25 protein-coding genes are annotated in these 23,532 nt (G+C 43.0%); 10 read left to right on the plus strand and 15 right to left on the minus strand.

Annotated elements, in window-relative coordinates; genetic code table 11:
• Positions 1 to 310: 310 nt before the first annotated feature.
• The 5 genes from BB781_RS03070 to mutL all read right to left on the minus strand — a co-directional run bounded on the left by BB781_RS03070 (position 311) and on the right by mutL (position 5,114).
• Positions 311 to 604 (minus strand): energy-coupling factor ABC transporter substrate-binding protein, encoded by a 294-nt coding sequence (locus tag BB781_RS03070; protein ID WP_094227043.1) that lies wholly within the window; start codon positions 602 to 604, stop codon positions 311 to 313.
• Positions 601 to 1,296 carry an energy-coupling factor ABC transporter permease gene (locus BB781_RS03075; RefSeq protein WP_094227044.1) on the minus strand — a complete coding sequence of 232 codons (696 nt, stop codon included), beginning with the start codon at positions 1,294 to 1,296 and terminating at the stop codon, positions 601 to 603. The genes BB781_RS03070 and BB781_RS03075 overlap by 4 nt, the downstream gene beginning before the upstream one ends.
• 286 nt (positions 1,297 to 1,582) lie before the next feature.
• Entirely contained in the window at positions 1,583 to 2,164 is a 582-nt protein-coding gene (locus BB781_RS03080) for a cobalt-precorrin-7 (C(5))-methyltransferase (RefSeq protein WP_094227045.1), read from the minus strand.
• Complete coding sequence (locus BB781_RS03085) at positions 2,161 to 3,177, minus strand: cobalt-precorrin-5B (C(1))-methyltransferase (RefSeq protein WP_094227046.1); 1,017 nt, start codon at positions 3,175 to 3,177, stop codon at positions 2,161 to 2,163. Before BB781_RS03085 ends, BB781_RS03080 begins: the two co-directional genes overlap by 4 nt.
• Before the next feature lie 41 nt (positions 3,178 to 3,218).
• Positions 3,219 to 5,114 (minus strand): DNA mismatch repair endonuclease MutL, encoded by a 1,896-nt coding sequence (gene mutL, locus BB781_RS03090; protein WP_094227167.1) that lies wholly within the window; start codon positions 5,112 to 5,114, stop codon positions 3,219 to 3,221.
• Between the two features lie 184 nt (positions 5,115 to 5,298).
• On the opposite strand from mutL, the gene BB781_RS03095 reads away from it, so the two are divergent.
• Complete coding sequence (locus tag BB781_RS03095) at positions 5,299 to 6,489, plus strand: multidrug effflux MFS transporter (protein WP_094227047.1); 1,191 nt, start codon at positions 5,299 to 5,301, stop codon at positions 6,487 to 6,489.
• A 54-nt stretch (positions 6,490 to 6,543) separates the two neighbouring features.
• Here BB781_RS03095 and mutS read toward each other — a convergent pair whose 3' ends face one another.
• Positions 6,544 to 9,201, minus strand: coding sequence for a DNA mismatch repair protein MutS (gene mutS, locus BB781_RS03100; RefSeq protein ID WP_094227048.1), 2,658 nt, complete (start codon positions 9,199 to 9,201; stop codon positions 6,544 to 6,546).
• 172 nt (positions 9,202 to 9,373) lie between these two features.
• On the opposite strand from mutS, the gene BB781_RS03105 reads away from it, so the two are divergent.
• Both BB781_RS03105 and BB781_RS03110 read left to right on the plus strand, forming a co-directional pair.
• Entirely contained in the window at positions 9,374 to 9,706 is a 333-nt protein-coding gene (locus BB781_RS03105) for a TM2 domain-containing protein (RefSeq protein WP_207205230.1), read from the plus strand.
• Between the two features lie 31 nt (positions 9,707 to 9,737).
• Positions 9,738 to 10,211 (plus strand): DUF2085 domain-containing protein, encoded by a 474-nt coding sequence (locus BB781_RS03110; protein WP_094227049.1) that lies wholly within the window; start codon positions 9,738 to 9,740, stop codon positions 10,209 to 10,211.
• Positions 10,212 to 10,228: 17 nt separating this feature from the next.
• On the opposite strand, the gene BB781_RS03115 is transcribed toward BB781_RS03110, so the two are convergent.
• On the minus strand, positions 10,229 to 10,912 hold the full coding sequence (locus BB781_RS03115; RefSeq protein ID WP_094227050.1) for an SAM-dependent methyltransferase: 684 nt from the start codon (positions 10,910 to 10,912) through the stop codon (positions 10,229 to 10,231).
• Between the two features lie 103 nt (positions 10,913 to 11,015).
• Here BB781_RS03115 and BB781_RS03120 point away from each other — a divergent pair, with 103 nt between their 5' ends.
• Entirely contained in the window at positions 11,016 to 11,258 is a 243-nt protein-coding gene (locus tag BB781_RS03120; protein ID WP_094227051.1) for a type II toxin-antitoxin system HicB family antitoxin, read from the plus strand.
• Positions 11,173 to 11,373, plus strand: coding sequence for a type II toxin-antitoxin system HicA family toxin (locus BB781_RS16045; RefSeq protein ID WP_242492518.1), 201 nt, complete (start codon positions 11,173 to 11,175; stop codon positions 11,371 to 11,373). Before BB781_RS03120 ends, BB781_RS16045 begins: the two co-directional genes overlap by 86 nt.
• A 135-nt stretch (positions 11,374 to 11,508) precedes the next feature.
• On the opposite strand, the gene BB781_RS03130 is transcribed toward BB781_RS16045, so the two are convergent.
• The 7 genes from BB781_RS03130 to BB781_RS03160 form a co-directional block, all read right to left on the minus strand.
• On the minus strand, positions 11,509 to 11,895 hold the full coding sequence (locus BB781_RS03130) for a hypothetical protein (RefSeq protein ID WP_129582619.1): 387 nt from the start codon (positions 11,893 to 11,895) through the stop codon (positions 11,509 to 11,511).
• Positions 11,896 to 12,024: 129 nt separating this feature from the next.
• Positions 12,025 to 16,248, minus strand: coding sequence for an alpha-2-macroglobulin family protein (locus BB781_RS03135; protein WP_094227054.1), 4,224 nt, complete (start codon positions 16,246 to 16,248; stop codon positions 12,025 to 12,027).
• Between the two features lie 141 nt (positions 16,249 to 16,389).
• Positions 16,390 to 17,667, minus strand: a complete 1,278-nt coding sequence (locus BB781_RS03140; RefSeq protein WP_094227055.1) for a hypothetical protein — start codon at positions 17,665 to 17,667, stop codon at positions 16,390 to 16,392.
• 152 nt (positions 17,668 to 17,819) lie between these two features.
• Positions 17,820 to 18,086: a hypothetical protein gene (locus BB781_RS03145; protein WP_094227056.1), complete on the minus strand. Its 267-nt coding sequence runs from the start codon at positions 18,084 to 18,086 to the stop codon at positions 17,820 to 17,822.
• Between the two features lie 286 nt (positions 18,087 to 18,372).
• Positions 18,373 to 18,786: a hypothetical protein gene (locus BB781_RS03150; protein ID WP_094227057.1), complete on the minus strand. Its 414-nt coding sequence runs from the start codon at positions 18,784 to 18,786 to the stop codon at positions 18,373 to 18,375.
• 78 nt (positions 18,787 to 18,864) lie between these two features.
• On the minus strand, positions 18,865 to 19,404 hold the full coding sequence (locus BB781_RS03155; protein WP_094227058.1) for a hypothetical protein: 540 nt from the start codon (positions 19,402 to 19,404) through the stop codon (positions 18,865 to 18,867).
• Positions 19,405 to 19,661: 257 nt separating this feature from the next.
• Positions 19,662 to 19,955, minus strand: coding sequence for a hypothetical protein (locus tag BB781_RS03160; protein WP_094227059.1), 294 nt, complete (start codon positions 19,953 to 19,955; stop codon positions 19,662 to 19,664).
• A 298-nt stretch (positions 19,956 to 20,253) separates the two neighbouring features.
• Between BB781_RS03160 and BB781_RS03165 the strand changes: the two genes are divergently transcribed.
• Both BB781_RS03165 and BB781_RS03170 read left to right on the plus strand, forming a co-directional pair.
• On the plus strand, positions 20,254 to 20,688 hold the full coding sequence (locus tag BB781_RS03165) for a hypothetical protein (protein ID WP_242492507.1): 435 nt from the start codon (positions 20,254 to 20,256) through the stop codon (positions 20,686 to 20,688).
• Complete coding sequence (locus BB781_RS03170; protein WP_164997760.1) at positions 20,645 to 21,433, plus strand: winged helix-turn-helix transcriptional regulator; 789 nt, start codon at positions 20,645 to 20,647, stop codon at positions 21,431 to 21,433. Before BB781_RS03165 ends, BB781_RS03170 begins: the two co-directional genes overlap by 44 nt.
• Before the next feature lie 61 nt (positions 21,434 to 21,494).
• Here BB781_RS03170 and wrbA read toward each other — a convergent pair whose 3' ends face one another.
• Positions 21,495 to 22,112, minus strand: coding sequence for an NAD(P)H:quinone oxidoreductase (gene wrbA, locus BB781_RS03175; protein WP_094227062.1), 618 nt, complete (start codon positions 22,110 to 22,112; stop codon positions 21,495 to 21,497).
• A 182-nt stretch (positions 22,113 to 22,294) separates the two neighbouring features.
• On the opposite strand from wrbA, the gene BB781_RS03180 reads away from it, so the two are divergent.
• The 3 genes from BB781_RS03180 to BB781_RS03190 are packed head-to-tail and all read left to right on the plus strand — an operon-like array spanning position 22,295 to position 23,482.
• Positions 22,295 to 22,690 (plus strand): hypothetical protein, encoded by a 396-nt coding sequence (locus tag BB781_RS03180; protein WP_094227063.1) that lies wholly within the window; start codon positions 22,295 to 22,297, stop codon positions 22,688 to 22,690.
• 24 nt (positions 22,691 to 22,714) lie between these two features.
• On the plus strand, positions 22,715 to 22,921 hold the full coding sequence (locus tag BB781_RS03185) for a helix-turn-helix transcriptional regulator (RefSeq protein ID WP_094227064.1): 207 nt from the start codon (positions 22,715 to 22,717) through the stop codon (positions 22,919 to 22,921).
• Positions 22,922 to 22,936: 15 nt separating this feature from the next.
• The gene (locus tag BB781_RS03190; RefSeq protein WP_094227065.1) at positions 22,937 to 23,482 is read left to right on the plus strand and encodes a TOBE domain-containing protein; all 546 of its coding nucleotides are present in this window, start codon (positions 22,937 to 22,939) and stop codon (positions 23,480 to 23,482) included.
• The last annotated feature ends 50 nt before the right edge of the window (positions 23,483 to 23,532 follow it).

Genomic DNA, 23,532 nt, shown 5'->3' on the forward strand with positions numbered 1-23,532 from the left:
GAATGACGAAAGTACAACAGAAGATATCCGGTACCTTCCGTAGTGAACAAGGTGCGAGAAATTTCTGCCGGATAAGAGGATACGTTTCTACTGTTAGCAAGAATTCCATGTCTGTTATAGACTCGATTAATGCAATATTCTATGAGGGTTCACTTATTCCAATATTGCAGAATTGATCGTAGAGAGAGAAATCAGCTTGGTGGAAGGGAGCTAGGCTGAATAGTTACGAAAAATTAATTGATTTGAGAAAAGTAATAGACATACTATAAAAAGAGTTATGTGTGGGCCTTGGTGGGACACACACATTCTTTTAGTTACTCTTGCTTTTTCCCTTATAATAACCAATGGTGTATCCAATCACAATTGAACCAAAAGCTGCCTGAAGTGCAAAGAGAAGACTTTCAGTTTCCCCTCCAGGCGGCTCAAACATGTAATCAGCAAACCAAGGTTCCATAGGTTCGTATTCCGGATTGATTTCAGCAACAACATCCCCTGCTGCTCCGTCAGCACCACCGAACTCGGAGCCAGGATTTGCGGCCACTCCATAGAAGAACTGGGCGGCAAAGAGCAATACAATAATACCCACAATATACTCCAGTTTCATTGCATAGCCTCCTTGAGTTTTGTAACCGTCGCAGTAGTAAGAACATTAAGATCAACCAACACATCGCTCTTGATCTGGACCACATATTTCATAATAAGTGCTGTAAGGGCACCTTCCAGTATTGCAAGTGGTACCTGGGTTGTTGCAAATATCCCCGCAAATATCATGAACGAACCCAAAACGCCTCCTTCTGGCGTGGGGAACGCTAATGCCAGTTGGACAGAAGTTACTACATAAGTCACCCAATCTGCAATTGCGGTTGCAAGGAAAACATTCAGGTAGAAGTTCATTCCTGCCTTAGATGCTGCCTTATAGAACATGAAGGCAACCAAAGGACCTATTATTGCCATGGATGCAGCATTTGCGCCAAGCGTTGTTATACCCCCATGTGCCAGGAAAATTGCCTGATATAAAAGAACAATCACACCGAGAACTGCTGTAATTGCCGGGCCGAAAAGAATGGCTGCCATTCCGGTACCGGTCGGATGAGATGAACTTCCGGTAACTGATGGCAATTTAAGAGAGGAAAGAACGAATATAAATGCACCTGCAACCGCCAGTAAAGGTACAACCTCTCGCCTTTCACTTACCAGTTTATTCATTTTATACATACCATACAATATCACAGGGATAGAGAATACAAACCACGCCTGCCACCAGGGAGATGGTAGAAAGCCTTCGAATATGTGCATTAATTGTCACCTTCCATTTTTGATCACCAGACATAATCAACTAAATTTGATTTGAATATGGGATGTAATATGTTATGGTAGATAAACATAACGATTCTTGAAAACGATTAAGTTTGTTTCTATCAAAGATAACAAGTATATAAATAACATGGAACTACCTGTGTAGATAACAAAACGTACGTATCTGGATATAGTACATATACATATGAATGAATAAGAAGAAGGACAAAAATACAAAACAGAATAGATTGTGCAAATGCAACAATAAGATTTGCCTGAAAACAATCTAACGTACAACTATAATACAGTACATATCAGAATGATTCTCCGGCGGTTGGGCTACAGTACCACATACAGCACGCTCATGAGGATATCCTATGTCCTCATAGATACATATCCTTGCATCAAAATCCATTTCCTGAAGAACTGCAGCCACTTCCTTTGAACCAAAACTATCAGCTGGCAGCAGAAAAATGTTCTTACCCAGACCAACTTCCCTGATAAGAGCTTCTTTTGCAGGAGCAGGATCCCTGCCATGGGCAGTAATGAGAGCCATGTTTGACATCTCAACATGAAAACGGGCACATGCAGCCTGTATAGAGGATACCCCTGTAACAACCCTGTCGTTTTCCGTGGCGAATTTACCAAGGCCTGAGAACATTGGGTCCCCGGTAGATAATATAACAGCGTCAGCAGGTAAAAGATGAAGGTTCTTGTAATCCCTGATCAGATGAGCCTCACATCTGATGAACTCTTCTGCAAGTTCGATGGAGCGACTGGAACCATATATGACCGGAGCATTGCTAATGACATCTATGGCTTCCTGAGTCAGCATATTAGGCCCGACACCGACACCCACTATGATCATATTGATTCCCCGCTGTCCATCAACACAGTCCCATCCCTGTCAACAACAACAATACGAGCACCATTGCCTTTTTCCACAGCCATGTCAAAGGCCTGCTTCATGCGCTCGTTCTGCGGATCAAGCTCAAGCATCTCGACTACTGTGGCAAAACCACTGTCCTTCAGCATGTCGGGATTACCCCATTTTAACACAAGACCCGGCAGTCCGCAAATAACAACATCGCCGTGAGCAGCATTTACAGCTTCTGAAATACGACTTCCGGCAAGTATAACAGTGTGATCGGGGAAAAGCATCGTTGAATATCTTATGCCAATCCGTCCGGTAGTGAGTACAACCTTGTCGGAACACCTGATGAGATCTCCTTTCATTTCGCCGAGATGGTCGTTCCAGGGTTCTACAAAACCGGTTGTTCCAAGGATAGATATGCCATCTATTACACCTATACGGCTATTAAGAGTCTGCTTTGCAATCTCTTTGCCACGTGGAAGATAGATCGTCACCTCTGCGCCTTTCAGACCAAGTTCCTCAACAGCCTCGGCAATTGACGCCTGTATCTGTTCCATGGGACGTGGATTGATAGCAGGATGCCCTTTTTTGGATTCAAGACCACTGCGGGTGACAATCCCTATACCCTCACCTGCATAAACCGTGATGCCATCTGCCTCCCTGGCGTCGGCGGCAAATTCAAGACCCCGGGTAATATCAGATTCATGGTCATTATACATCTTTACCGCAACAGCATGCCCCTTACTACCAGTGACATCCAGTTCTGCCCGAAGGCCAACCGGTGTTGGTACTGAAACATGGGTCACATCTCCTGCAAGGGAGAGAACTGCTGCCTTTGCAGCCATTGCTGCAGTAGTCCCGGTAGTATAACCCCTCTTCAGTACAGAACCGTCGCTTAAAACAACAAGCATTCCGCTCTTTATACCTGCTTCCAGCTCTGCACGTGGCATTTTTGAGCGATCCAGCCACTCGTCTGGAATCTTGGATTTATTTACCGGGTCGATCATCTCAGGTCAATTGTAATTAATACTTTTAAAATCTACCGACTCTACCCGGTCCTTTTGAACATCTTAGCCAGTTCGTCCTTAGTAAAGGATATCATGGTAGGGCGCCCATGTGGACATGTATACGGATTGCTGCAGCGCATCAACTGACGGAGGAGAGCCTCCATCTGCCCCGTATTGCAGACTGCACCTGCCTTGATAGCTGCCCTGCATGCCATAGTACTGCAAAGGAGGTCATATCTTTCAGTATCCTCCTTCACCCGCCCCGTGGACAAGAGGTCAGAGATGATATCATGTATTACATCAGTATCCTCAAGTTTTCCGAAAATACTGGGAACTGTGGTCACTACATAGCTCTTTGGACCAAACTCTGAAATAGAGAAACCCATTTTCTCAAGCTGGGGAATAAAATCATCAATTATAGTTTTTTCCTTCTGGTTCAGGTCAAGCGTCACTGGAGTGATAAGCTCCTGCCAGGCCATGTCCTGCATCCTGAGTACCTGCTCATACATTATACGTTCATGGGCAGCATGCTGGTCTATGAGTATCAGCATGCCATCCATCTCGCTCAGTATATAAAGATCGGCATACTGCCCGTATACTTTCACATCGGATGGCTTGAAAGAAGTACTAAGCTCTGGCACCTCTTCCTGCGTAACGCTCATTTGCAGCCTCTCACTTTTCTTCAAACGCCTCTGGGTATCCTTTGCAGGATAGTGATAAGGTTCCTTATTCTCTTTGAGGACACCGCTTTGTGATGGAGTTTCCTGATATGCATCTGGAATTTGCGGCTTATCTACAACTTCCGGCACTTCTGACTCATCCAGCGTTTTACCATTTTCCCGGCTTTCTTTTATTTCAGGCTCCTGTAAAAATGAATGTAAAGGCATATCCTTTTTCTTAACCTGCACTTCAGGGATCAGTGATTCTTTTCCAAGTGCTTCCTCTACGGCAGAGATGAGCATGACCTCTATTTCTTTTTCATGGCTCAGCCTGACTTCCCTCTTTGCCGGATGAACATTTACATCCACATTCACCGGATCGATCATGAAATTCAGGAAGGCTGCCGGATAGCGACCTTTTGGAAGCAAAGTATAGTACCCAAGCCTTACAGCATTGCTTATCTGGTTTGAGAAGATAGACCTCCCATTGATAAAGAAGACCTGCAGGTCTTTTCCGCTCCTTGTGAGTTCCGGTTTTGAGATATAACCTGTAATAGTGATCAAATCAGATTCATATTCCACCGGAACAAGGGAACGTGCAACATCGGTACCATAAAGATGAACAATGCTATCCAGCATCTTAACCGAGGAAGGTGATCTTAGTGATACCTTACCATCTACCACAAGCGTGAATGAAACATCAGGATGTGAAAGTGAGTTTCTGGAAACTACATCAACAATATGAGCAAGTTCTGTCCTTGCACTCTTAAGATACTTCTTGCGGGCAGGTGTGCTGTAGAACAAATCGTTGACAAGTATGCTTGTTCCTACGGCAGTGCCTGCTGAAGTGATACTTCTGATACCGCTGGTGTCAACAACAACCTTCGTTCCCTCTATTTCACCTTCCTGTCGGGTGACAAGTTCCACCCTTGCAACCGAAGCAATGGAAGCCAGTGCCTCTCCCCTAAACCCCATAGTTATAATATGATTGAGGTCCTCGATAGTGTTTATTTTGCTGGTGGCGTGTTTCTTAAAGGCAAGGGACGCATCCATATGGCTCATTCCGGCACCATTGTCCACAACCAAAATGCTTTTCGTGCCATACCCCCCTATTTCCACTCGAACATCAGTTGCATGAGCATCAACAGAGTTCTCAATGAGCTCCTTCACCACAGAAGCTGGGCGCTCAATCACTTCTCCCGCTGCTATTTTATTGATGGTGGACTCGTCCAGTAATTTTATTCTGGAACCTTTAATATCACATGCTTTATCTGTCATCTGCCACTTCCTGTCCACGTACATTACCTGTATAGGATCTTTTACGGCAAAACTATCTGGTTGTTAGTATTTTTTTGTTTGCATTAGCGAATTGACAATTGATAAGTGAATATTGTAAAATGAAGTGCCAACACTCTTATATCAATTCATGCTTTTGGAAGCACATAAAATTTGAAGGTCTTACATGGACAATCCCGGTAAACTAAAAAACATAGTGCCTTTGCTAGCTCTTTTAACAGCCTTTCCGGCATTTTCCACAGACATGATACTGCCTGCAATCCCATCCCTTGCCATGATGTGGAATGAACCACTTGCAGTGGTCAATTTGATCCTCATTTGTTTTTTTGTCACCTATGGATTCTTCCTGCTTTTCTACGGTCCGATATCGGATAGATACGGCCGCCGGAAACCATTGATCATCGGAATTTCACTGTACATATTTGCCAGTATGCTGTGTGCTACGGCGAACAATGCAACCACATTAATAGCATTTCGCATACTGCAGGCTGCGGGAGCTGCCGCTGGTTCATCATTGTCCATGGCCATGACAAAAGACATCTTTTCAGGAAATGAAAGACAGAGGATACTTGCCTATATAGCCATAATCATGGCACTGGCCCCTATGTTTGCACCTATTGTAGGAGGATGGATGTTAGCATATCTTTCCTGGCATTGGATATTCGTTGCCCAAGGAGTAATGGGTCTCATCGGCCTCCTGGGTGTCCTGAGAACGCCAGAAACGTTGAAAGAAATGTCAGAAACACCTTTGTCAAAGGTCATGCATTCTTATGGCAGTCTGTTACTTAACAAAAATTATGTAATCATGGTCCTGCTGATGTCCGTGAGCCTTTTACCATTATACAGTTTCATTGCAGGCTCTTCATCATTATACATTAACGGATTTGGTCTGAGCGAGCAGAATTTCAGCTATTTCTTTGCCTTTAACGCCTTGGCCCTGATGGCGGGATCAATGTCATGCCTGAAACTGACAGATAGAATAAAACCCAAACACCTGATAACTGCCGGTTTTGCAGGAATAGCAGTAGGAGCTGCACTTATTTTAATAATCGGTCAGCATGGACCCTGGAGCTTTGCTATTCCCATGGCACTGGTCACATATTCCATTGGCATCAGCAGGCCTCCAAGCAACCATCTCGTGCTTGAGCAAGTCCACAAAGATGCTGGCTCTGCTTCTTCCCTATTGATATTCACATATTTCACCCTTGGAGCTGTGGGCATGTGGCTAGTGTCCCAGGACTGGATGGACAGAATGCAAATATTGGGTACCATCACTTTAAGCTGCGGTGTTCTTGTGTTGATCGCATGGATGATCTTACAGAAAAAAGGCATTGGTGCAAACCAACCCCTGGAATGAGGCGAATAAGCACATGAAGACCTCCAAATTGGAATTAGTTCTTTATTTTATTAGTTATTTATCTTTCTGAAGCCTGCTTTTGAGCTGGCTGAGCCGGTTCAGAGCTTCAATCGGCGTCATAGAGTTAACGTCCATTTTCTTAAGTTCCTCAACAACAGGATGTAGCCTGCCATCATCACCAGAAGCTGACTGATCGAACAGTATCAGCTGGGTATATTTGGCACTGCTGCGCTGCTTCTTCCTTCCCTTACGGTCGTCTTCACTGATAACACACTCATTCTCGATATCCTCGAGGATCTCCTTGGCCCGCGTGGTGACTGCATGCGGAACACCGGCTATTCTTGCAACATGGATACCATAACTCCGGTCAGTTGCGCCCGGCACGATCTTACGCAGGAACACGAGGTCATCACCATCTTCCTTTACAGCGATATGGTAATTCCTTACACGTTTTAGGTTGCCTGCAATATCTGTGAGCTGGTGGTAGTGTGTGGCGAAAAGTGACCTGACACCCACTCGCCCTTTGTTATGAATGTATTCCACTACAGCCTTTGCGATACTGTAACCGTCATAAGTACTGGTACCCCTGCCGATCTCATCCAGCAGCACCAGACTTTTAGGAGTTGCATTGTTCAGGATGTTTGCAAGCTCCACCATTTCAACCATGAAAGTACTCTGCCCGCTTGCAAGGTCATCAAAGGCTCCAACCCTTGTAAAAACCCTGTCCACAATACCGATGGAAGCGTGGGAAGAAGGTACGAAAGACCCTGCCTGCGCCATAATGACTATCATGGCAATCTGCCTCATGTATGTGGATTTACCGGCCATGTTCGGACCGGTTATAAGCTGGAACTGGTTCTCACTGCAATCCATTTCCGTATCATTTGGAACAAAACCACCCGGAACTGTGCTTTCTACGACCGGATGCCTGCCATCCCGGATAAGTAGACGACAGTCAGGTGTTATTGCAGGTCTTACGTAATTGTTGTTGGCGGCCACTTCACCAAGATTTGCCATTACATCCAGCATGCCAATGAAACCGGCAGTTTCCTGTAACTCCTTTGAGTGTGATGCGACTGTGGAATTGATCTCACAGAGCAGTTCATACTCAAGGGCTGTCATCTTCTCATCAGCAGAAAGAATGGCACTTTCACGTTCCTTGAGTTCAGGAGTGTAGAACCTCTCAGCATTGGTCATGGTCTGCTTCCTGATATAATCATCAGGAACCTGTGATACATTGGCCTTTGTGACCTCAAGATAATAACCGAATACCCTGTTGTAACCGACCTTCATGGACTTGATGCCTGTCCTGTCACGCTCCTTCTGCTGGAACTTTGCAACCCACTGCTTACCGTTCTTGGAGAGGTCTGCCAGCTCATCAAGCTGTTCATTGTACCCTGGCCTTATCATCCCGCCATCCCTGACACTCAGTGGTGGCTCTTCCACAATGGCCCTATCTATGAGTTTTGCAAGCTCATCCAGTTTCCCGAAAGAAGATAATTGTGATACGATATTCTCCAGCAGGTCAACACCTTTGCATTCCTGAAGAGATCCAATTAGAAGAGGAACAGATTCAAGTGACCTTTTTAATGCTACAAGGTCCCTTGCATTGGAATTGCCATACATTACCCTTCCTACAAGCCGTTCCATGTCCTTTACATAGGAAAGGTGGGCGCGGATGTCAAATCTAACGAATGTATTGTCCTGGAACCAGGCAACCGCATCCAGGCGGTCATTGATAGCATCAACCGAGATAAGAGGTTTCAGGAGCCATTTCTGGAGCAGTCTCTTTCCCATAGGAGTCTTTGTCTCATCGAGCACTCCGAGAAGAGAAGAATTATTTCCCTCTCCCCTTACATTCCTGACTATCTCGAGGTTCCTCAGGGTGATGGCATCCAGTACCATGAACTCGGAATCAAAATAAGTCTTCAGGGACTGCACCTGCGACAGTTCCCTCATCTGTGTATCCATTGCATACCGCAATGCTGCTCCTGCAGATGATACCGCACAAGGTAATTCACTGCAACCCATACCTTCGAGAGTTGAGACTTTAAAGTGCTCAGTGAGAACTTTTTCAGCCCTCTTGAAATCAAAAGCATCCTCATCGAACTCATGAACGATGATCCTCTGTTCTTTAATACGTTCTGTGAGATGTGGATCTTTAAGCATGGAGCGCGACATGATACATTCCGATGGCCCCATGCGTGCAGCCTCACTGGCAATCCTGTCGTACGGAGCATTGTCTGTAAGCTGCGTGGTCAGGAATTCCCCGGTAGAAATATCAAGGAACGAAATACCGTATTCATCTTTTTCACCATACACAGCCATAAGATAGTTGTTCGAGGAATCGGAGAACATGGAAGAATCCATAGCAGTCCCCGGTGTGACCACACGTACAACCCCTCTTTTCACAACGCCTTTTGCTTTCTTCGGGTCCTCAAGCTGTTCACATATAGCAACCTTGTACCCTTTTTTGATAAGCCGGGGAAGATAATTATCAATAGCATGATAAGGGATGCCTGCAAGCGGCATCTTCTCCCCGTCCCTTCCTTTCCCGCGGGTTGTCAGGGTAATCTCAAGTTCCTTTGCAATTGTTTTAGCATCCTCTCCGAAGGATTCGTAAAAATCCCCCATCCTGAAGAATATGAGGGCATCCTTATGCTCTTCCTTAGCCGAGTAGTACTGCTGCATGGCAGGGGTCATTTTTTCCATATTGACTCACAAAGAATTGGTGCTGCAAATTATCTGGCTGTTAGTATTTTTGTGTTTGCATTGGGAAGGGAAATAACAACCTATATTAATCAGACACCAGTTTTATAGAATTGGGAATAAAATTTATTCTTTGTCCGATCGAGTGGAATGTTTGGATCAAAGAGGTGATCTAGTGGAATCATACCTGAGTACTATTGACGATAATAAGAAATTTTGTACGAAATGCGGAGCTGTGATCTTAAAGGAAGCTGAGATCTGTCCGCGTTGTGGTGTCAGACAGCCCCATACCTATTCAGGAAGGGGGCGGAAAGATAAAACTGCAGCCGCTTTGCTTGCTATATTCCTTGGCGGACTGGGAGCACATAAGTTCTATTTGAATAATTCTGGCGCCGGACTCCTGTACCTGTGCTTTTTCTGGACTTACATCCCTTCTCTTTTGGGTTTGATAGAAGGGATAATCTACCTGACGATGTCAAATGAAGAGTTTGACAGAAAGTACAATTGAGATTAGAATGACACAAAGCCAGTGATCCATAATGAACTATATCGCTTCACTAAAACATGAGATCCTTTCGGGATTGAATGAAACGTCAAAGTACCTGCTATCGCATCACGAATACCAGGAGTATTATAAATGCCTGGAACTAAAATTTAGCGGAAAAAAGCATTACATATGTTCCAGATGTCTTGGAATATATACCGCTATTATATCGAATTTTCTGTATTATAGTTCCATTTCAGAGAAACACCTGCCATATGCAACGATTGCGCTTCTTCCAATGGCAGCACTTGTAGACTGGTCCGTCACAGCTTTTGGAATTCATAGAAGCAACAACTTATTTAGAATAATATCAGGTCTTCTTCTGGGAATTGCATATTTCAATGGATTGATATTGCTCTTCCAGAACCAAACTGATCATGTGATTCTTGCTATCGGAGCCTTCTATGCATCAATCTCCCTTTTGTTGCTCTATTTGAAGAAAATGTTAATGACGATTCCAAATTATTGACGAAAATTAATCTTCTATCAAGGATGTGCGATCACAAGCATCGTATTCCCGCCCTTCTGGAACTCATAGTTCACTTTCTTCTCATGAACAACAAACCCACGGGACAACAGAGAACCAATTACCTCATCAAGATGTATCGACTTCCTTGAATTGAGGTCCAGCAACGGGAATATCCTCACTTCACCCGCAATCCTCAGTAGTTCATCGATCGCACGAATGTGAAAATCAAATGATAGCTGCTCCGAGTACAAGAACAGTAGATGCGATACCAGTGCCAGATCAAATGCATTGTCGCTGAACGGCAATTCCGGCAGTTCGCCTGCAACGTAACGACCCTGTTTTTTGCCTTCCTCAAAATCCTCCAGAAATAGTTTCATGGAAGCCATGCGGATATTCCCCAGTTCCTCCACCGAAGAAATATTCCCCCATAAAAATTTATCCTGATTCGCACGGGTCTGCTCAAGCACTTCACTATAGGTTTCATTGATTCTTTGCTGGATAGTTTCCCTGTAAAAATTATAGACAGGATCCACGGAAATAACCGACTTCCCCTGCCTTGTCATCTCAAAGTTAAAACTTGCAGGACCATCCCCACATCCAATAATAGACCTGTTCATGTCTTTATCTGTAAGATCGAACATATCAACATATTCCTGAAACGAACGACCCCATGGGACTATGTTCTGGTACTGGATGGTCATGGAAAACACATTATTCCAATAGCAGATAAATCTGGTGTAAAATTTCGAATGATTAGAACTTCCCGCAAAAATGCTTAAATAAAGCCATCGCATACTTCAGCATATGCAACAATCATACAAGTTCTCTGCAGTCATTCATAAAGAGGGTGACTGGTATGTATCATGGTGCCCTGAGCTGGACATTGCAAGCCATGGTAAGAATGTAGAAGAAGCTGTTGCTAACCTTAAGGAAGCTGTGGAGCTTTATCTGGAAGATGAGGATGCTACTACAGCAGAAGTTAATTCAATCCTTACTACCACCTTTGAGGTCTCTTGTGACAACAATTCCCATTCTGTCAGTGCATGAGGTTATTAAAATCCTTGAAGCTGTTGGTTTTCAAATAGTGTCACAGAAGGAGAGCCATATTAAAATGAAAAAGAAAACTCCGGAGAAAACATTCATCACCATGTCCAAACTATGATGAAATCCCGATTGGTACACTAAGATCAATAATACGGCAATCGGGCATGACACCGGAAGAGTTCATGCAATTGTTCTCATTGTAGTTGGCCAGATATGCCATTGTGGATTGTTCCACGTTCTGGCAAACATCCACTTAATTCTTTTTTTGTACCAGAGCATACCCCATTCCTATAGTATAGATAGGCATACTCAGATATCGCATCCCGATATCTGTGAAGTACTGTCTAACTGTCATCTGGAAGAATCCTCCAAAAACCATTGAAAGGTCAAGCAAAAGATTCACTGCCAACCAGACAATTCCAAGAATAACACCCTCCCGGACATAATCCGTTTCAACATCCCTGAAATACCTTACAGCAAGAAACACACCTACAAGAGCACCTGTAACAATCATAATGGACTTAAAGAATGTTTCATCGATTGTGAAATTTCCCTGTCTGTCCACAAAGGCAAAGGATACGATAAAAGGCACCATCCATACCAATAGCCCGTAAAGGAACATTTTGAGATATTTATTCAATTTGAAAGTCCCCCTGGTTTAGTATTCTTTTGTGAGAAATATCTTTCACTGATAAATTATATGCTTTCTTGATTTCATGCTAATAGGATATAAACGTTAATGAAAAAGAGATGAGGGATAAATCCCTCTTCAAACCACAGTCACATTCATTCCCTTCACCTCAGCCACAACCTCCGGGTTATAGTATGAGTAAGCCTTGCTCTCTGAAACAATAGCCTTCACCGGGAACAGCGCCTTAACCTGCATACTGAGATTCAGTTCCTCACCCGGCTGCATGTCATCGATATAGAGAATAACTTTTCTGCCAGCTATTTCGTAGCGGGTTATCAGGGATTCATCCTTGAGAGCTTCAAGACTTGAAGATACCGGACTGAAACCTGTCGGAACCGCAAGGTCCACTATCATCATGCCACTGGAAGTTGTGCTGCCATCAATGCCACGGATGCCGTTGTACTTCACATGGGCATTCACGGTTACAATGTCGTTCACGGCTACATCAGTAGAATCATATTCCACGTCAAGCTCGATCTCATTCTGCTCGGTGACTTCAGGCAGTATCACATTGAAACGCCTGAGGAGCTGATAGTTCAGGTCTCCTGTGCCATCCATTTTTAGCTTCACATTCGATGTTCCGGCAGGGATCTCAATTATCTGCACCACATCGAAATTCTGCTGGTTCACTTTCACTGATCTTATCTCAGTGTCGTCTGCAATCACATGTACCGTAGCATCAATATCCCTTCCTGCTGATGCTGCTGCACTCATCAGTGCCCTGAAAGCCATGACAGTATCCTGTGTACTGGAAAATCCTCCGTTGGCATTACGCTGTGCTGAGATCCATTTCAGTGAAGAGATGGCAGTGGGGTTCTTTGCCTCGATCAGGGCAAGGGTCGCATATGCTGTTGTTTCCACGTTCTTGCTTGAGGGAACGATGAACCCATAACCACCGTAATCGTATGGCAATTCAACATTTCCGCCGCCATAGCCCCAGTAAGTGCCGGCATCATCCTGTTTTGCAATTGCCAGCAGGTCATTCAGAGCCTCATCAGCAAATGGGCTGTTGAGTTTCTGAAGGACCAGAGTTCCGATTGCCAGAGCATAGGGGTCATCCTGGCTGGCAAGGTTGTCCTCAAGGTACTTCTGTGCATTTGCAATGACAACAGGGCTTGCAGAACCATATTCATGCAGTGCAAGGGTCACATATGCCGTCATGGCATAGGTTCCGCTTACACCACCCATCATGTCCTGGTGTATCACAAAACCGACCTGTTCCCATGAACCATCTTCCTGCTGATGGGACTCTATCCAGTCTGCCGCCTCTGAGAGAATATTCTCATCGATGGTTGTCACATCCCTTGCACCACTGAACTGGGATAGTACGAAAGAGGTCAGCCAGAGACTTCCCTGGGCATCGCTCTCACCGAAGGCCGAGAAGGAGCCATCATTATGGCGGTAAGTCAATTGGCGTTGGTAGCCCGTAATGATAAACATCTCAGCCTTTGCCCTCACCTCCGGGTTATCCTGTCCGGTTGCCTTCAGGTAGCGCAATACTTCCACGTCAGTGGAGAAAAGCATCATGTTCTGCTCACCGCATCCGTAAGGCATACCCAGCAGGTCATCCACCCCGCTTATGCTCTGTGCAACAATGCTTGGAGTAAAGCTCACAAGCACTTTTTCAGAATCAGGAACTATGCCCTCCGGCAAGGTTGTGTCCAGTTCCACAGAACCGTTGCTGAGCACCCCGTTATCTACAATCTCACGGGTTGCACCTTCTGCCTCAACGATCATATCCTTCCTGACTGCATCAGCTCTTTTTGTAGTCTGTCCCATGATCTCGATAACCTGCTTTCCAACCTCGGTTGGACTTATCGTGAAACTGGTATATCCCACACCATTACCATCCACAGTTACGGTCTGCACATCATCACCAATGATATCGAACCAGTCAGCACCCGATAGTGTGAGTTTAACGTCCTGCTCTGTATCAAGATAATTGTATACCTGCACCTGAACAGGGAATGTCTCCCCCCTTGTAACGGAATATGGCAGGTCCGGATCAACGAAGAAATCCTGGAAAACTGTCAGACGGGATTCTGAGATGCCAATACCCTCCGGTCCGGAAGAAACAGCATGTAACCTCCATGTGGTTATGCTGTCCGGTGCTGTCAGGTCAAGACTTGCAAGACCTGCATCATCAGTGAGTAGTTCAGGCATCCAGATCCATGTCTCAGGGAAGAACTGGCGTACACGCTGTACCTCTGCAAGCTCCCCGCCTTCGTCACCACTGGAGGCTGTGGTTTCCTCTGTAGGTATCGCTTCATCCATGGCAGGCATCTCTGCAACCATTTCCTCCTCCACTACAAAGTCCATACCATCCACATCTGCGAAAAAACCTGCAAAATTATTCACTTCAAATTCCGCCTTATTCGGTGATTGTGGAACTTCAATAGCAGGTGAAGCCATCACTACCATACCGGCATTTTGCAGCACATCATAGGCACCTTCCACGTACCATGAAGGATGTGACTCTGCCATTGGCTCCATGAAGCGCTTTTCCAGCTCACTGAAGACCTGCATGAGATTGAGTCTGCCCTCACTTAGTGCATAAACGGACTCATCTACTATGGAAAAACCTATCATGGACCTGCTTCCTGCATCAAAATCAACTGTAACATTGTCCCCGGGCTCCACTGAATCACTGTCAAAGGAACTGGAAAGATCAACCTGTGTTGAGAATTCCACATCAAATGGAAGCACATCCGCAGACACCTCGCTGTTAGGGTTTATCATGTATGCCACTACTTTTGCCTGCGGGCTCATCTGTGGCGTCACAGGTATGCTTATGTCACTTTCATCACTGGTAGCTGAATATACGGTCCTGCCATTTGCGAACACATCATAGAACACAGTTCCCGGATTTGTGGAGTAGACACGGAAGGAGATCGTGTCCCCTACTTGCGGCACTCCCTCGCTTGTCTGGGAGATATGTATGAAACTGGCACTGGGCGAGTAGGCTGCATTCAGGGACACACTGGTCCATGCATCATTTCCACTGGCATCGATGAAAAGGTGGTTACTGTCTTCTGGCATCTCGTATTCAAGCATTGCAATACCATCCGTGGTAGTTACCGTTTCCTTGTCCTCAGTAATCTCGTAGGACTCATTCCTTATGCGAGTTTCCACGGTCACTTCAGCATCCACAGGATTGCCTCCGGGGTCCTTTGTTACCAGAAGCACCTGCAATGGCATTCCCGGTTTAATCGTATTGGACTCTGGAATAAGCTGGATTACAAGAGGAGACTCGGAAATTGTGAGCAATTTGTTAGTGGTCTCACTGTGGTTGCCGGTGTCTGTGACAGTCACGTCAAGCATGAGACTTGCCTGACCGCCTGCCCCATATGTTCCTGCTGCATATTCTACGGCAGGGAGTTCAAACTCAATTGAACCGTCCTCCAGCGTCCCGGAGAAGGTTGCGTATTGCTCCCATTCACCCACATAGCGCGAGGCTTCCACAAGCACATCTCCTTCAACCTCCTTGCCAAAGAAGTAGTTGACTGAAACCGTACCTGTTATCTCATCAGAGACAAGGAACCATTCCTGTGGTGTTTCCAGTGAAACGTCGAACTTCGGGAGCACATATTTGTCCACCTGGATATCAACATTGGAGGAAGAATCACCTGCTGTTGCGATTATCTTCCATGTGCCCAGATTCAGTTCGGATGCAAGTGGCAGGTCAAAGGAAGCAACACCGTATTCGTTGGAGTTTAGTTCTTCCTTGAAGACCTTGATGCCTTTGGCATCTGTGATCTCAATGGTAATGTTCTCCTGAACAGGTACAAGATTGTTGTTCAGAGAGAGAATTCTTCCATGTATCGTCTGCCCCGGTTTGTAGATCGGCTTGTCGGTCTCAATGAACAGTGGATTGCTCCTTACCACTTCCACAGTTGCCTTGAATTCTGTGTCAAAACCCGAAGGCTTCGCGGTCAGCACATAGCTACCCTCTTCAACATCAGGAACTTCAAAGGAAGCCACAACATTCCCTAAATCAGAGGTTGATGCCCGGACAAGTGTAATTTCATTATTGCCCTCATCAGTTAGTGTATATTCCACACACCGGGTCACCGGCTGGTTGTCAGAGAAAGCCGCCATTGTCACTGAACTTTCCCCACCTGCGAAAAGCATCTTCGGTGCAAGTATCAGGAACTCATCCCCTGAAGAGGACACCTGGCCGCTGCACGGACCGGCTATGTTGGATGATAGTTTATTATCATTCCCGATACATCCTGAAATTAAAACTGCAAACAACGATACTATTACTATGAAAGAACCTGCTTTTTTCCCTATTAATTTCACTTTTAACCACTCCAGACTAAGAGTATTTGTTTCTTAGTATAGAGTTTAGTAGTGGAACTGTATATACTTTGCTTAAACTTCAAAGATGTTTGAAGTTATAGGGAGTTGAGCAAAGTGGTTTTGAAAATAGAGAACGAAAAATTAAATTTCTGCTATTGTCCAGCGATCGTAGTGCTCAGTAATAACCACAGACACTCCATCACCCCTTACTGCTGCTGTATCGTTTATCATTGTGAATTTACCCTGATATCCACCTGTGACAATATTCCCATTCAGGAAAAGTAAGACATTTTCACCATACTCAAATGAAGGAGCATCTTCAACCCATATGGAATCTTCACCCACAGTACCCCCCTCAACTCTTATTACCCATTCCTGAGTGTCATAGGAACTTTTAAGATATTTGTTAACATGAATTCCAACATCAGTATAGATCATGTCTTCAGTTCCGATGTTCAGTTCACTATCAGGTTTATCCGGTCTTTGTCCGTCAGGAGTATTCCATCTTGACGGGTAAGCACCTGTGACGGTTCCTGCAATAATAAGGGATGAACGGGAGTCTAATTCTTCAATAGTTAGAGATTCAGTTATCCCTGAAACTTCCGCGTTCAAACCTTCATTGTCGGAAGCTGATTTTGAGTTAATGAACTCTTCGAACTCTGTCATATTAAGAGAAGAATTAACGACTTCATAGGGAACATTATCTATCTCTATTGACTTATTGTCCACAATGTAGACTCGTGAAACACCGCCGGAATAGTTGTAGAAATAAAGAAAATACCTGTATCCATTGGAAAAAGGTTCTTCCGGTTCTTCCATCTGGTAGCTGTCAAGATCAGAAAGTAGTTTTTTGATTGTGGTTATGTTCTCTGTGGTACCGGATTCCCTGCTCAGTCCATTTATGATTGACACTTTTGTCATTTCGTATGTACTAACCTTTATAAGAGAACTGATACTGTCGTTTCCTTCGCCCTTTCGTTGAACAGATACATCCAGAGGATTTACGAGTCCTCTCAATTCAGTCATATTGATCGGCGTATTGTTGACCTTATAATAAACTCCATTGATCTCCAGAAGGTCTTCCTGAATTATGCTTAAATTGTAGATTTCGGTTGAATCGTGGAAAAACTTAAAGGAATAATAAGTTCTGCTTGAAACTGACCCGAGCCCTATTTCTTCTAAATTGAGCGCATCAAGAACTTCGATCAGTTGATCTATAGTTTCTTCATCATCGATTGTGATAAGTTCACCATTTAATCCATTACGAGCAGACACACTGGTGATATTATAATCATCTATATCCGTTAGCACTGCAATTGTGTTGTTTTCAGTTTCGTTCTGCTCGGCTAAGCATCCTGAAAAAAAGAGCGTACCACACAAAAGAAGACATAAGATTAAATGGCTCATTATTTTGTTCATTCCAATATCACTACCAACGTTGAAAGAAAGCAAACCTTGTAGGTTAGATAATAATACAATCAAAATTTGATTATTATATAAAATAATTGTGGACATATATCCAACTGAAAAACAGATGGATAAAAACCTGTCAACAAATCACTGAAATATACCTATGACGATTCGATAATTTCTCCAAATGCTGCTATATCCACAGAAGAGTTATCAACTTCATAGTAAATTCCATCAACATTAATAATGCGCTCATCGACAATTGTTATTCTGGAAACTTTGCCTGAGCCACTGTAAAGATCCATGAAATAACGGCAGCCACCTATATCCACTTGATCGTCCATCATTTCAAGCGAATAACGGTCAAGCTGGATGATGAGTTTCTCTATTGTTGCTTTATCATCTATACTGCCAGATTCCCCGCTCATCCCATTAAAGACAGATATACTTGTAATAGTAAAGCCATCAATCTCAGCAAGTCCATGGCACTTCTGTTATTAGTAGACTCTACGAGGTAACCATCAGATGACTGTGCTATGCAACCTGAAAAGAATATGACGATGCATAAAAGAATGCAAACGCCAGGATAGTAAGGTATTCGGCTCATTGAACTCTGTACCAAGTAGGTGCACATAAGATATAAATGTGTGATACTCGTAAATAAAAACTACAAGTTGACCTTAATGGACCATACATCAAAATCAGGAGATTTGCCTACAGAACAGTGATCTTGTCAATTCTGGCAAAACGATACCTTGATATTTTGCATTCAATTGTATCACCAATCTTTATTTTGTTGAAATCTTCCATACTGACAAAATAAGTGACTGTGTCCCCTTCCTGAGCATCATTTGCAGGGTCATCAGAGATGAGCCTTATACCAACATAGTAATCAACGCGAGAATATTTCCTTTCCAGAAGCTCTTTTAGTGAATTGTTTATATAGAGATTCCTGTCTTCCTGAGAAAATAATTTTTCTACGTCGCTACTTTCTGCAAGTATCCACGGTCCGTCTGGATATGGTCGATTGAAGATGCTTTCACAAGTATTTCCATAATAGCCATTAATCACTTTGTGTTCAACAACACCCTCTACTTCAACAGGCATGAGCATATAGACTATTGGCATACAAATGCAAAAAATCAATATCAATAATTTTCTGTTCATTGTATCATTACAAAAAATATTGCTGGCACTGCCAGCAATTTAACTATAGCTAATATACGGAGATGATGTCGTACTCAAGGTCTTAGAATTAAGTATATCCTTTCTGAATACGCCTGAAGTACTGACATCTAATATTTTATAATTACCGGTACTGTGTTGGTTCCCACTGGCTGTACTTCCGGGATTTACAACCGACGTAGAAGTCTTAGCAACATTACTATTGCATGTCATTTTCCATTTTGCTATGTCAGTACTTGTGCTACTATAACAGATAGTAGATACATCTGGTTGAGAGTAGGTCCAAGATAGTGATGCAGACACACCACCTGACCCACCTGAAAGTGAAAAACCATTTGAATATTCGCCTGAGATAGACGAAGATGGCTTAAACTTAAATAATTGTTCATTTCCTAAATTCCCACTACTCCACTTTTGATAAGCATACCACAAATCATTTTTCCACAATGATATAGGATAAGCACAACAACCAGGCTCTAAACCTGATTCTTGGAGAATTGCAAACCAATCTAAGGTACTACTACCATCATTCATGAGGACATATAATTCATAGTTATTCATTACCCCCCCATATGGTGATTTGTAGTAATCATCATAGAAGTAGCATGGTTGACTCCATTCAGTTCCACTTTTAGAAGAGATTAAACCATCAATTGCTTGATTTGTAGTGCCTATAGATTCCTTTTTTTCAAAGGATAATACTTCGGCATTACACCATTCTTTGGCCCTCTCATGAATATTTGAGACCGATTCATTGTCCCCTGCAATTCCTACATATTGACTTGTTGTTCCATCATCATTAATCTTGAAGCAGTAAGCTATAATTTCTCACCTTCTGGGACTTCAGGTACTGAATAGATTATAGGGACCTCTGAAATTCCCTTTTCTTTTTTATACTCACTTACTACTTGTTCTCTGATAGTATCTAAATCTTTTAGTGAAAGTGGATTGGAAAAATCCTCCGATATGCTTGCATATTTTATATCCCCATATGATTTAACAACACAATCGTTCAGTTCCGTGGTTTCAGAACTGGTAGCTGTTGCTGGCAACATACTCACGGCCAGAAGAACAGCTAACACCAGACTATATAAAATAGTATTCTTCTTCATTATTTTACCTATTATTAGTTCTTTACTCCAAAGACAAGTCAACATAAGTTTTAAACCAAATCAAAGCCAACATCATCTATGTCTTCGGGCAGTTCAGGGTTTAACTCTTTTCTCACAAGTCTACAGTTGAACCCTGTAAATTCTCATACGTTATAAGTATAAATCTGTTATGTGCAAATCATCGAAATGATGGCCAGTCCCAACTTTACATATCAAAACAGGTTTAACCCTAACTCATTTCGATGATTTGCACAGAAAAGTTATATCCTAATAAAATTATTTGTAGCCCGGTGATTTGGTGAAGTTCTGGAAAACTATCTCGTTGGTTTTGGTTTTGGCTTTATTGTCGGTCTCTGCAGTCTCTGCAAAAGAAGAATATACTGTCTGTCCTTCTACTGAAGAGAACCAGTCCGTTTCAGTCAAAGTGTACAGCACAATAACACAGGGACAGACGAAAACATATACATCGAATGTCGGAACCGGGGTTCAGCGGCTGGAAGTAGATCTCAATTGGGGTGATTCCAGTGATTCACTGTCGGTTGCGATATACACACCCAGTGGGACATATGTCGGGAAATTCTATGAAAGTGCCGATGGAAATATTGATGGCAGAGTTCATCTTGATATAGTGCCGGGTCAGGGTTATGTGCAATCTGGAAAGTGGAAATTCAATATACGTGGGGAATCAGTTGCTGGTACGGAGAACTATAACTTCAATACATACTCTCACTAAAGCAGGAATTTTATTCCTTCTTTTTATTTTCATATTGTATACGCCTGTTGTAGTGGCTACTGAATACTATGTAACACCATGTCAGTATGATGAGCCAGGTGTATCTGTAGCAGGAGAACATGTTCAGGAAATAGATGTTGTTGAAATACCTTACTGGATGTTTTTGCTATTCCTAAGTGTAGCCCAAGTGAGTTCAATTCCTGAATTTCTGCTTCTAATTAAATTCGTGAAATTTGTTCCTGCCCTTGGAAGCATTAAAAGAATAAACAAATCAAATATGATGAAAAATTCATGTAGGGAAAATGTATTTAATACAATCAAATCTATGCCAGGCATATCTTTTAGCGAAATTGAGAGAGAGATCGACATCAATCGAGGCACTCTGAGATATCATATTAATATTATGGAAAAGGAAAAGTTAATAGAATCCCATAAAACCAAAGGAAAGGTCAGTTTCTTCAGAAACGACTCCACGTATAGTGAAAGGGAAAAAACACTGATATCCACATTCAAAAACGACATCAATTACAAAATTATTTCTGAAATATCGAAGTGCCATTCTCTTAACAACAATTCTCTTGCCGATAAGTTAGGAGTTACTGCTTCCACTGCAAGCTGGCATGTAAAAAATATCAAAGAATTTGGAATTATTGAAGTAAACAAAGAAGGAAAAAATAATGTTTACACCATTAATCCTGAATATCATAACATAATAGAAGACGCTTCATATAAATGTGAACCATAACATTGTTCTTTTTTATGATTGATTTTCACCAGTTATAGACAAGAAAATTAACATATTTAATTCACTCCCCAACTAACTTCTTCGTAATCTCCGCAACATGTCTTCCCTGAAACCTCGCAATTCCAAGCTCATTCTCACTTGGATGCCTTGTATTAGCACCGCTGCCGGCAATCGTTGAAGCACCGTAAGGACTGCCGCCTGTAATCTCAGTAAGAACAGATTGTCTTGTTTCTGAATACGGGACACCAACTATTATCATACCATGATGCAGCAGTGTTGTGTGGAAACTCAGTATCGTGGACTCCTGCCCACCATGCTGGGTGCTGCTGGATGTAAAGACACTTCCTACTTTCCCTATAAGCTCACCCTTTGTCCAGATGCCACCTGTCCTGTCAAGGAAGGCACGCATCTGTGCAGCCATCATGCCAAACCGTGTGGGTGTTCCGAAAATTATGGCATCTGCTTCGGTAAGATTGTCTATTGTTGCAACAGGGATGTGCTCAAAGCTCTTTTTGGACTCTGTTGCTCCCATCTTTTTAAGAATATCAGGCGTAAAGGTTTCCGGGACCTGGAACAACCCTACATCTGCACCTTCCACTTCCCTGGCACCTTCTGCAACGGCTTCAGCCATCTTGTAGTTATGCCCGTAGAGACTGTAAAAAATAACATTTATTATCATATTCCCACCTGTTTGAATAACTATGCTTGGTAGCTATTACAACCTGTTATATGGGAACTATACATAAATAATTTGCCAGTTGACCGGGTTGAAAGATTATTTTAAATACATGATGTTAGATATATATAACATAATAATAGTAATATCTAACATAATGTTATAAGTATACATCGGAGATTTGTATGAACAAACTACAAAAATACACCAAAATCAGTTATACACTGGCCTTTGCACTCATCATGATAGGAATAGCACTGGTTGCAATGTTTGAAGACTATCAACAGAGTGGTATCAGCCTGATAAACATCGGAGCTATCATTCTCTTTGTCACGTTCATTAGAGCAAGAAGGTATCGTAATGGCCCTGTAAAGGATGAGAGAACAATCAAGATCGGAGCTTACGGACTTTCATACTCCTGGCTGATCACATTTATTTTAATATCTCTGTTATTCTGGGTTGAGGAATTTGGTGTAGTTCAAATAACAGTCAAACAGATACTAGCGATACTTATGTTCACAATGATAGTCACCGCAAAGGGTATCCAGTGGTACCTCTTCAGAAAAGGGGATGTGGAATGATCCGAAAAACACTGGGATGATCAAATGAAGACGAGGATCAAGGAACTCAGGGCCAGATATGACATGACCCAGGAGAAACTTGCAAACAAAGTTGGCGTCAGGCGTGAAACCATTGGTTTTCTGGAAAAAGGGAAATACAATCCCTCACTAAAACTTGCATATAAGGTAGCAAAAACCCTTGGAACAACAATTGATGAATTATTCATATTTGATGAATCTGATATTGAGTGATAACGGGAGATAAGTATGGAAACAAAAACAAAAGTCTGGCTTGCAGAAGACGGAAAACCCATCATAGGTGCAGGCAAAGTTGCACTTCTCAAAGCCATAGATGAAGAACGATCACTTCTCAAAGCCTGCGAAAAAATGGATATCTCGTACAAGCATGCCTGGAATGTTTTAAATACCATCAATGAAAGGCTTGGAAGAGATGTGGTTACCACCACAAGGGGAGGAAAGAACCAGGGAACCTTCCTCACAGATGAAGGACGCAGACTCATCAAAGAATATGAAATGAACAGGAAGTTCATCAACAACACCATGGAAGATGAAGGTTCATGGGAAAATATAGGACTTGCCATATCTGCACGCAATAAGATTCCTGGAAAGGTAGTGGGCGTGGAAAAAGAAGGACTTGTCTCCAGGATCAGGTTAGAGATAGAGCCATCGGCACTTACATCCATAATAACTTCCGAAGCGGTCGAAAAGCTTGATATTAAAGAAGGAGACATGGTGTTTGCAATAATCAAGTCTACTGAAGTCCTTATTGGCAAAGAGAAAAAGAAAGAATAGACAACTCGTTTTGCAAATCTGCTGTTCAAAAACCGTATATACTTTTAAGA

Origin of the sequence: Methanolobus psychrotolerans (assembly GCF_002243045.1) — an archaeon.
Taxonomy (GTDB): domain Archaea; phylum Halobacteriota; class Methanosarcinia; order Methanosarcinales; family Methanosarcinaceae; genus Methanolobus; species Methanolobus psychrotolerans.